This is a genomic window from Pseudomonas sp. 58 R 3 (assembly GCF_900006605.1).
Lineage (GTDB): Bacteria > Pseudomonadota > Gammaproteobacteria > Pseudomonadales > Pseudomonadaceae > Aquipseudomonas > Aquipseudomonas salomonii.
In genome coordinates, this window is record NZ_CVTT01000005.1 from 1 (window position 1) to 8,875 (window position 8,875).

General features: G+C 53.9%; 11 protein-coding genes. 6 read left to right on the plus strand and 5 right to left on the minus strand.

Annotated features, from left to right (window positions below; translation table 11 throughout):
• The 5 genes from BFP92_RS30065 to BFP92_RS00095 all read left to right on the plus strand — a co-directional run.
• On the plus strand, positions 1-1,183 hold a 1,183-nt coding region (locus tag BFP92_RS30065), incomplete at its 5' end, for an RHS repeat domain-containing protein (protein ID WP_139114012.1).
• A gap of 7 nt (positions 1,184-1,190) precedes the next feature.
• Positions 1,191-1,607 (plus strand): hypothetical protein, encoded by a 417-nt coding sequence (locus tag BFP92_RS00075; RefSeq protein WP_065911083.1) that lies wholly within the window; start codon positions 1,191-1,193, stop codon positions 1,605-1,607.
• 205 nt (positions 1,608-1,812) lie between these two features.
• Positions 1,813-2,229, plus strand: coding sequence for a hypothetical protein (locus BFP92_RS00080; protein ID WP_065911084.1), 417 nt, complete (start codon positions 1,813-1,815; stop codon positions 2,227-2,229).
• A 150-nt stretch (positions 2,230-2,379) separates the two neighbouring features.
• Positions 2,380-2,697 (plus strand): contact-dependent growth inhibition system immunity protein, encoded by a 318-nt coding sequence (locus BFP92_RS00085; RefSeq protein WP_065911085.1) that lies wholly within the window; start codon positions 2,380-2,382, stop codon positions 2,695-2,697.
• 871 nt (positions 2,698-3,568) lie between these two features.
• Complete coding sequence (locus tag BFP92_RS00095; protein WP_065911086.1) at positions 3,569-3,988, plus strand: hypothetical protein; 420 nt, start codon at positions 3,569-3,571, stop codon at positions 3,986-3,988.
• A gap of 241 nt (positions 3,989-4,229) precedes the next feature.
• Here BFP92_RS00095 and BFP92_RS00100 read toward each other — a convergent pair whose 3' ends face one another.
• The 5 genes from BFP92_RS00100 to BFP92_RS00120 all read right to left on the minus strand — a co-directional run bounded on the left by BFP92_RS00100 (position 4,230) and on the right by BFP92_RS00120 (position 8,406).
• Entirely contained in the window at positions 4,230-5,459 is a 1,230-nt protein-coding gene (locus BFP92_RS00100; protein WP_065911087.1) for a M20/M25/M40 family metallo-hydrolase, read from the minus strand.
• 47 nt (positions 5,460-5,506) lie between these two features.
• Positions 5,507-6,565 carry a diguanylate cyclase gene (locus tag BFP92_RS00105; RefSeq protein WP_065911088.1) on the minus strand — a complete coding sequence of 353 codons (1,059 nt, stop codon included), beginning with the start codon at positions 6,563-6,565 and terminating at the stop codon, positions 5,507-5,509.
• 80 nt (positions 6,566-6,645) lie between these two features.
• Complete coding sequence (locus BFP92_RS00110; RefSeq protein ID WP_017137772.1) at positions 6,646-7,278, minus strand: LysE family translocator; 633 nt, start codon at positions 7,276-7,278, stop codon at positions 6,646-6,648.
• A gap of 66 nt (positions 7,279-7,344) precedes the next feature.
• The gene (locus BFP92_RS00115; protein WP_056857881.1) at positions 7,345-8,214 is read right to left on the minus strand and encodes a sugar phosphate isomerase/epimerase family protein; all 870 of its coding nucleotides are present in this window, start codon (positions 8,212-8,214) and stop codon (positions 7,345-7,347) included.
• Between the two features lie 27 nt (positions 8,215-8,241).
• Positions 8,242-8,406 (minus strand): rubredoxin, encoded by a 165-nt coding sequence (locus tag BFP92_RS00120; protein WP_016968943.1) that lies wholly within the window; start codon positions 8,404-8,406, stop codon positions 8,242-8,244.
• Positions 8,407-8,564: 158 nt separating this feature from the next.
• On the opposite strand from BFP92_RS00120, the gene BFP92_RS00125 reads away from it, so the two are divergent.
• The coding region (locus BFP92_RS00125) for a winged helix-turn-helix domain-containing protein (RefSeq protein WP_139114013.1) at positions 8,565-8,875 on the plus strand (311 nt) is incomplete at its 3' end.

The window sequence follows — 8,875 nt, forward strand, 5'->3', positions numbered from 1 at the left end:
CGACTACGACGCCTTCGGCAATTTGATCCGACAGCGGCGTGGCAAGGGGCATCAGCTCGTTACGGAATACCGCTACGACTGCCAGCATCGGTTGGTGGGTATTACTCAACCAAACGGGCAAACCGCCAGCTACCGCTATGACCCGTTTGGACGGCGGATCAGCAAAACTGTAAACGACATAACCACGGAGTTTTTCTGGCAAGGCGACAAGCTGGTAGCTGAACACCACGCGGATCGGCATCGCAGCTATATCTACGAGCCAGACAGTTTTCGCCCGTTGGCACTGCTGGAAGGCTTTGGCCCACAAGAAACAAAGCCCTTTCACTACCAACTCGACCACCTCGGCACACCGCAGGAACTGACCAACCCCGAAGGCGAAATCGTCTGGTCCGCGCACTACCGCACCTACGGCGAAATAGCCCGCCTCGACGTAAGAAAAATCGACAACCCGCTGCGCTTTCAGGGCCAATATTTTGATGCGGAAAGCGGGCTGCACTACAACCGCCATCGCTACTACAATCCGGATATTGGACGCTACCTGACGCCGGACCCGGTGAAGCTGGCGGGTGGGATTAACGCGTACCGGTACGTGCCGAACCCTACGGGGTGGGTGGATCCGCTAGGGCTGAGTAATTGTCCTGGTAGCGGTGGATGCAAACCCAGCGCGACTATAGAACCATCCAAACCAAACGTTGATGACGGAGTACCTGCTCTGCCTCACTTGGCGAGAGCTGAACGACAGGCAAGAATAGGTGAACTAACAGAGTCGAATGCCAAGCAGAGAGTGTTGAACTGGGAAAAAAAATACAATATGCATGCCACTGAAAAGCATGGCCCCGAAATACCAGACCATGCTCTAAAACAACGCTCTATAGACGGTACAAACCCAACCACAGGCGAGAAAGAGCCGATAAATTCAAGCTCTCAATTTAAAACTTGGAAAATGCAACTCCACGCTATAAACAAGGCCCTAGGTAAAATGCAAAGCAATTCGCCATCACCGACAGGTTTCGATAAGCAGGGCAATCCTGTGGTTATAGTTGAATTGCCTGGAGCAGGTCGAGGTTACAAACCTAACAGCAAAAACCCAAAAAACCCAAAATATATAGAAAACATGGATAGAGCTGAAATCAGATTTGATAAAAACAACCCAACTCGACCATTCACCGCATTTCCTAAGTGAGCAACCAATGTTGAAGTCTCCTTTCATGGACATACCCTACGCTCCCAGCATTTCTCACATATTAGGAGCGCTATCGATTTACGACCTTGAAGACACCGTCGGCGAAGCACTGTGGAAATATGATCCAAACGATGAAAAACAGAGAGAAACAATCATTATCGAATTCATTTTAAAAGACCTCATGTATCTTTCTTACAGACATCGCTTCGTATTGATATCGGCGCTCAAGGATGCTCTAGATTCACCTGATTTTAACTTCACTAAAGAATTTGAGAGTGATTATGACGAGTACATAACGATGGCCTGGGACGAAACAGAAATAGTAAACCCCCGCGGTTTCTTCGCAGATATTTACCGATTAGCCAACGAGGTATGGAAAGACGACCTCCAAAAAGCCGGCCTGGAAGACCAATCAACATGGTGAAAGCGCCACCTACTTCACTGAACGTCCTGATCACTGTGGCAAGCCTGCTCGCCACATGAAAAGTGCCACCGGGGCGAGGCTACAGGCCAGACACGAAGGATCCACACAACCCTACGTTCAATCCTTCTATGAATGGTGCCGAGGTGAAATTCGACAAAAAAGATAACACCAGGCCATTCACCGCATTCCCTGCCGAGAAAAAGTAATGTTGAAAGACCCGTTCTTAAATGAGCCATTCAATCCGAGCCTCAAATGGTTTATAGGCGTGTTTGATGTTTATGACCGAGAGCAAGAGCTTGGTGAAGAGCTTGAGAAATACAATCCAAATGAAAAAGGAGACAGAGAAAAGCTCATAAAAACCCACGCCCTGAGCTTGGACTATCTTTCCTACAGGCATAAATACGCGTTAATTCAATACCTAAAAGAATGTCTGAACGACAAAACCTATGACTTCCAGAGCTTATTCGAAATCAACGAAGACGAAGCAGCCTCATGGCCAAGGGCCGAATGGTATGAGCTTGAGAACCCCAAGGATTTTCTAAATGAGATCTACCAGCTCGCTCATATTACTTGGAAAGACGACCTCCAAAAAGCCAGCCTGGAAGACCCATCAACATGGTAGGCACACCACCTTTCTCACTGCCCCTGTGGCGAGCGAGCTTGCTCGCGCTGGACCGCGAAGCGGTCCCAATGGGGCGGCGCGCTTTTCCTGATGTATCGGGGATTACAACATGCCTAATGACTACCGAATTTATACTGGATTTCCAAGCCCATGAACCAAGACTATCCCGAACTACAGCAATTCCTTGCAGGCTATTTCAATCAAGACTGGATGTGCGACCACAAGAACGCAGATGATGTGATTGACTTCTTCACCTCAGATGTTTCTACGGATGTACTCTTGGAAGTACGGTCAGAACTAGACAGATTAATAATGACCAACATGACGGAGCAAGAGCTTCAAGACTACTTATTCACCGACATTGGATGCTACTACTATTATCTCAACGAATGGACGGACGCTCGAACGTGGCTGAAACATGTTTCTTCAATTTTAAAAAATGATAAATCCTCAAATGAAAACAAATAAGACAGAACAAACATTGCAATGAATGAGTTTGCTCTGAGTTGGGCTGAAAAACAGCCCCAATCATGGTGGACGAGGTACTAGAGTAAACCAGTGTCTTCAGTTTTGGGGCTGCTACGCAGCCCAACGCAGGGCAAGCCTGCTCGCCACAACGAACGCACAACTTATTGTCCGCCGGACAAACCTAGAAACTTCTCGGGAGCCTATGGAAATGGGCAGAATAATTGGAGAGATAAAGATGGAAACCCAATTACCGCGCTCACGGAGTTCTAATATTAAAAAACCACCAAAACTGTCAATACTAAGAAGTTTACTTTTCACTTACTGCATTGAAAATCACGACGACCCAGAAAGAGAAACCTTCATCGCTTCAAAAAAACATAAACGATGAAAAAGAACTGTTCGAGTTATTTGATGGGCTAACCAAAACTGAGTACCTGTCATACAAGCCCGAAGAGCGTCAATGGTATATCGACACGCTAAACCACTTCCTAGGCACATCTGAAAATTTCGAGTCTGTATCTTATCTCTTTGACACCTATTTCGACGACGAAATTTCCGATAAAAGGAAATTCATGACGACACTACTTAAATGCCTTACTCGATATCAAACTGAACTTCAATAAAACAAGTAACGCCCAAAAATCCAGCCAGGAAGCCCCATCAACATGGTGAAAACACCACCCATCTTACTGAAACACCCCCATCACTGTGGCGAGCAGGCTTGCCACATGAAAGGGGCCACCGGGGCGAGGCTACAGGCCGAACAAGAAGGATCCGCAAAACCCTACGTTCAATCCTTCTATGAATGGTGCCGAGATGAAATTTCGTGAAGACGCACGCCCTTTGCCCTATTTCCCATTAAGGAATAAAAATGCTATTTCACCTATCTTCCGACAACATACTATTCGACGCGAGCTTATATTATTTCGTGGGAATCTTTGACATTTACGATAGAGAAGATACCAAGGGAGCAGAACTACACACCTATGACCCAAACAACGAAAAAGATAGAGAAAATCTAATTATCAAATATTGCCTGGACCCATACAACAAGCTTTCCTATCGTCATCGATACAAATTAATGGAAAACTTACACCTCGCATTAAATAAAGAAAATTTTGACTTCCATTCTTATTTTGAAGATGACCCAGATGAATATTCAACGATGGCCTGGGACGAAACAGAAATAGTAACCCCCCGTGGTTTCTTTGCAGATATTTACCGACTAGCCAACGAGGTATGGAAAGACGACCTCCAAAAAGCCAGCCTTGAAGACCCATCAACATGGTGAAAACACCACCCCCACCACTGAAACACCCCACCACCGTGGCGAGCAGGCTTGCCCTGCGTTGGGCTGCGAAGCAGCCCCAATAGGGAAAAAAAGAGCTACTAGTCTAAACCCGTGTCGTCTGTTTTGGGGCTGCTACGCAGCCCAACGCAGGGCAAGCCTGCTCGCCACAACAAGCCTGCTCACCCAAATAATAAGTTTGCGAACAGGAAGGCTCACCTATTGAGTGAGCCCTGCAAACCTCTCACCGCTTCGACAGCTCCATAATCATCCGACTCAACAAATAAACCCGTGGCGCCACGCTCTCCACCTCGGCATATTCCTCCGGCGTATGGATATTCCCACCCACAATCCCAAACCCATCCAACGTCGGCGTCCCGACCCCAGCTGACAAGCTCGCATCCGCCGCCCCGCCGCTGCCTTCAATGGTCAATTTACGACCCAATTCGCCATAGATCCCCTGGGCAATCGCAACCAATTTGTCCGACTCCGGCGTCTGTGGCATCGGCGGCAGGCCGCGCAGCAGGCTGGTTTTCACTTCGGTGTCCGGGATTAACTTATTGGCTGACACCCGCGCCAGGTCTTTTTCGATTCGATCAAATTCTTCCGGCAGTGCCGCGCGCACGTCGGCTTTGGCGGTGGCTTGGTCAGGGATGACGTTGGTGCGGTCGCCGGCTTTGATCACGGTGAAGTTGATGGTGGTTTTCTTCTCTTCATCGCCGAGTTTGCCCAACTGCAGGATCTGGTGCGCCGCTTCCATGGCAGCGTTGCGGCCCAACTCGGGGGCGACGCCGGCGTGGGCGGCTTTGCCTTTGACTTCGACCACCGCAGTGGCGCTGCCTTTGCGCCATACCACCAGGCCGTCGGCTGGGCGGCCGGGTTCCAGGTTCAAGGTGACGTCGTGGGCCTTGGCGGTTTTGCGGATTAGTTCGGAGGCGGCTTCTGAGCCGGTTTCTTCGCTGGCGTCGAGCAGGAAGGTGATTTGCGCGTAGTCCTTGAAGCCCTGGTTTTTCAGGACTTTGAGCGCGTAGATGCCGGCGACGATGCCGCCCTTGTCATCCATCACGCCGGGGCCGTAGGCGCGGCCATCCTTGATATGAAACGGGCGCTCGGCGGCCGAGCCTTCCTTGAACACGGTGTCCATGTGCGCCATCAGCAGGATTTTGGCTTTGCCGGTGCCCTTGAGGGTGGCGATCACATGGCTGTTGTTGGCCGTTTTGTCCGGCACCAGTTCAATGCTGAAGCCGAGCTGCTTGAGCTCATCCACGGCAATGTCGCGCACTTGGGTCAGGCCCGGCTCGTAGCCTGAACCCGAGTCGATATTCACCAGGCGCTCGAGCAGTTTCAGGGCCTCGGCCTTGTACTGTTCGGCATCCGCCTGGATTTGTTTGTGGGGTTCGGCGCTGTAGGCCGGCACGGCGAAGGACAAAGCCAGGGTGGCGGCCAGAAGGGTACGGGAGAAGGTGAAGAGCATGGACCGATCCTTGTTGTTGTGGGGAGGTGCTGCGCTACCCTACCCCACTAAACCGAGCGTAACCAACTGCCTTGCACCGAACTGACGCGGTTGCGCCCGCTGCTCTTGGCCTCATACAGCGCCTGGTCGGCATCGTTGAGCCAACTGGTGGAATCGGCGTGCGCCGGCTGGTACGGCGCCAGGCCAATGCTCAAGCTGGCGCGCAGGGTCGGGTCTTGCGCATAGGCCAGTGCACTGAAGCGGTCACGCAAAGCGTCCATCACCTCGGTGGCGCGGTTGAGCGGCATGCCTGGCAAAATCACACAGAACTCGTCGCCGCCATAGCGCCCGGCCAGGTCGGACGCGCGCAGGTTCTGGCGCAACACCTTGCTGAGTTGGCGCAGCACGATGTCGCCGGTGACATGCCCGTAGGTGTCGTTGATGGTTTTGAAATGGTCGATGTCGATCAGCGCAATGGCCGCGCCCACCTGTTCACGGCGGCAACGCTGAAACTCGATTTCCAGATGGTCCTTCCAGGCGCCGTGATTGAGCAGGCCGGACAAGCTGTCGGTGCGGCTCAAGGCCAGCAACTCGCGTTTATGGCGGGCCAGGGTCACGGCCTGGCGGTAGCAGATCCAGCCCAGCGCCAGGGGATACAGCATCAGGATCGGCAGGCACGCATACAGTTGCGCCTCGCTGGTCACCGCGACAAACGCCGGCGCGAACACCAGCAAGGCGGCGCCGACGCCCAGCCCCTGCGCCACCCAGCCGGCGAGCATAAACCGCGGCCCGCCGATGGCGACGTTGTTCATGGTCATCATCGACAGCGTGGTCACGCTGGGCAGCGGGTTGAAGTGCATGGCACCGACCCAGAACCCGCCGCAAAACGAATCGAAGAGCAAATTACGCCGTTCGCTGTGCAGTGAGTTGCTCGCCCGGCGCGACAGCTGGTAGGCCAGATGCGGCCAGACAAAGGCGTTAATCAGCATCCAGGCCCACACCCACAGCGACGGGTGCAAGGGGTACATGCCGAAGAGCACGCAGACAAAACCGAGCGTCAGCCCCAGAAGCCGCGATTTGAACAGGCGCGAAGCGAGCGGAAGTCCATTTCCTCCGACGGCTGACATGGTGGGGTGCAATCCTGGATGAGTGCCTGGAGTCTATCAGGGTAACGTCAAAGCGCCACTACTGCTTACCTGCTAATACTTCAGTGCGAAAACCCACGCGCCAACATCAACGCAACACCCAATAGCAGCACCGCGGTGATCCGTTGCAACAGCACCCGGCGCTTGGGGTTTTCCAGTACGTGCTTGATACGCTGGCCGAAATAGCAGTACAGGCAGCCACTGGCAAACTGCAGGGTCAGAAACGTCAGCCCGAGAATGGCAATATCCGCCGCCGAGCTGTGCTCGCCTGCACCTGCAAACTGCGGGAACACGGCACTGAACATGATGATGGTCTTGGGGTTGGAAAACCCCGTGAGCAAGCCCTTGCCAAACAGACTGCGCGAGCCTTCCACGGCGCCGCCCTGGTTGATCGACACACCGCTGCTGGTCCACTGCTTGTAGGCCAGGTACAGAATATAGGCCACGCCGACAAACTGGATGGTCTGGGTAATGGCAAGGTTGCCCTTGATCAGTTCCGAAAAGCCCACGGCAAAGATCAGGATGGAAATCAGGTAGGACACACTGGCGCCGATCTGCGCCGGGATCGAACTGCGCAAGCCGTCCTTCAAGCCCAGGCTTAACAGCAACAGGGTCATGGGGCCGGGGCTGAAGGTCATGGTGGCGCAAAACAGCAGGAAGTAGAGAAACGAAGACAGCGTTAACGCACTTGTCATGGGCCGGAACCTTGGAGTGATAAAAACAACAACGGGGCGCGCTTAAAGATCGCGCCCCTGGGCCTGTCAGGCGACGGCAATTTCAGTGGTCAGGGATTCGCGGTACATCAGCGCCAGGTCAGCCAGGGCAGCCTTGGCGGTCTGGTTGCGGGTTTCGAACGCCACCAGACCCTTCCAGTTGGTTTCAACGATGGCCTGCACCACGTCGGCGTAATCACAGTTGCCGTCATGAATGCCGAAGTGCTGGTCCTGCACGCCATTGTTGTTGCTGAAGGAAATGCCCTTGATCAAGTGGTGATACTTGCGCACCACTTCGGCCGGCAGGCCGTTCTCGATGTTGGCGTGGCCCGCATCCAGGAAGAAGTACACGTTGCCATGGGCCTGCAGGCGCTCGAACACAAAGGCGTATTCGGCTTCGTGGGTGAAGATGTAGTGAAATGGCCGGTAGTTGACGTAGTTGGACAGGTTCTCCAAATAGATATCCGTGCCCTTGTCCTGCGCGTAGCTCGCCAGTTCCTGGACCGACTTGAGGTAGTGTTCCAGCGCAACCTTTTTGGCCATCAGCACCATTTTCGGCTCGACGATGCAGCCGCCGTGGATGATCAACGGCGCGCCCAGGCGGCTGGCGATATCAATCTCTTTTTTCACGTAGTCCACCGCCGCCGCGCGGAACGCCTCGACATCACTGCCCAGCGGCGCCTTGAAGTTGCCGTGGAAGATCGGCGTGACGCCGGTGGCGGCGATTTGCGCCTGCAGGCTTTCAATGCGCGCATCGGTCCAGTCATCGACCATCTCGCCGAACAGGCTGCCGTCGATGTACCAATGGGTGCAATCGCCCTCGATGGCGGTTTGCAGGCCTTTTTCGGCGCTGAGGTATTTCTGGTGCGCCACGCCGGTACAGAACGGTACGGTGGGGTTGATCAGTTTGCTTTCCATGGAGCGATTCCTTTCGTTGATGGAGGGTTAGAGTTCAATGGCCATGAAGTCGGCCTTGGTCACGCCGCAGTCAGGGCATGTCCAGTCTTCCGGCACCTCTTCCCAAGGAGTGCCGGCCGGGATTCCGTCCTCCGGAATACCCAATTCTTCTACGTACATAAAACCGCAGGGTGCGCACATATAAGTCTTCATGAGAATGCGAAATCCATTGCTCGCGTGTAAGAAACTTCGCCAATTACCGGCGAGATGGCGCGCAGTCTAGGGCAGCGTCATTGCACAAGGCAGGTAAAGTGGTGCCTAATCCTGCCTAACTTCACCGGTAAAAGCACCGGCAAAGACAAGGAAGGTTTATGTTTGTATCCGCCATCGCTTTTGTGGAAGGCACGCCCAAGGTGCAGCAGATCGTCGACGCCTTCAGCCAGGCCATCGAGGGCGGTGAATGGGCACCCGGCAGCAAGTTGCCGTCGGTGCGTGAGCTGACCCAGACCCTGGGCGTCAGCAAGTTCACCCTCAACGAAGCGCTGGACCGCCTGCGCGGGCGCCACCTGCTGACCTCAAGCCAGGGCCGCGGCTATTTTGTGGCGATGGAAACCGCACGCCCGGCCGCCGCGACCTGGGTCGACCTGCTGCCCCAGGACCTGCTCAGTGTGCTGCGCCGGCC

What these genes read in the sequence shown, in the direction of transcription:
- BFP92_RS00075 (WP_065911083.1), top strand. Translation starts at nt 1,191, where the DNA reads ATGTTGAAGTCTCCTTTCATGGACATACCCTACGCTCCCAGCATTTCT.
- BFP92_RS00080 (WP_065911084.1), top strand. Translation starts at nt 1,813, where the DNA reads ATGTTGAAAGACCCGTTCTTAAATGAGCCATTCAATCCGAGCCTCAAA.
- BFP92_RS00085 (WP_065911085.1), top strand. Translation starts at nt 2,380, where the DNA reads ATGAACCAAGACTATCCCGAACTACAGCAATTCCTTGCAGGCTATTTC.
- BFP92_RS00095 (WP_065911086.1), top strand. Translation starts at nt 3,569, where the DNA reads ATGCTATTTCACCTATCTTCCGACAACATACTATTCGACGCGAGCTTA.
- BFP92_RS00100 (WP_065911087.1), bottom strand. Translation starts at nt 5,459, where the DNA reads ATGCTCTTCACCTTCTCCCGTACCCTTCTGGCCGCCACCCTGGCTTTG.
- BFP92_RS00105 (WP_065911088.1), bottom strand. Translation starts at nt 6,565, where the DNA reads ATGTCAGCCGTCGGAGGAAATGGACTTCCGCTCGCTTCGCGCCTGTTC.
- BFP92_RS00110 (WP_017137772.1), bottom strand. Translation starts at nt 7,278, where the DNA reads ATGACAAGTGCGTTAACGCTGTCTTCGTTTCTCTACTTCCTGCTGTTT.
- BFP92_RS00115 (WP_056857881.1), bottom strand. Translation starts at nt 8,214, where the DNA reads ATGGAAAGCAAACTGATCAACCCCACCGTACCGTTCTGTACCGGCGTG.
- BFP92_RS00120 (WP_016968943.1), bottom strand. Translation starts at nt 8,406, where the DNA reads ATGAAGACTTATATGTGCGCACCCTGCGGTTTTATGTACGTAGAAGAA.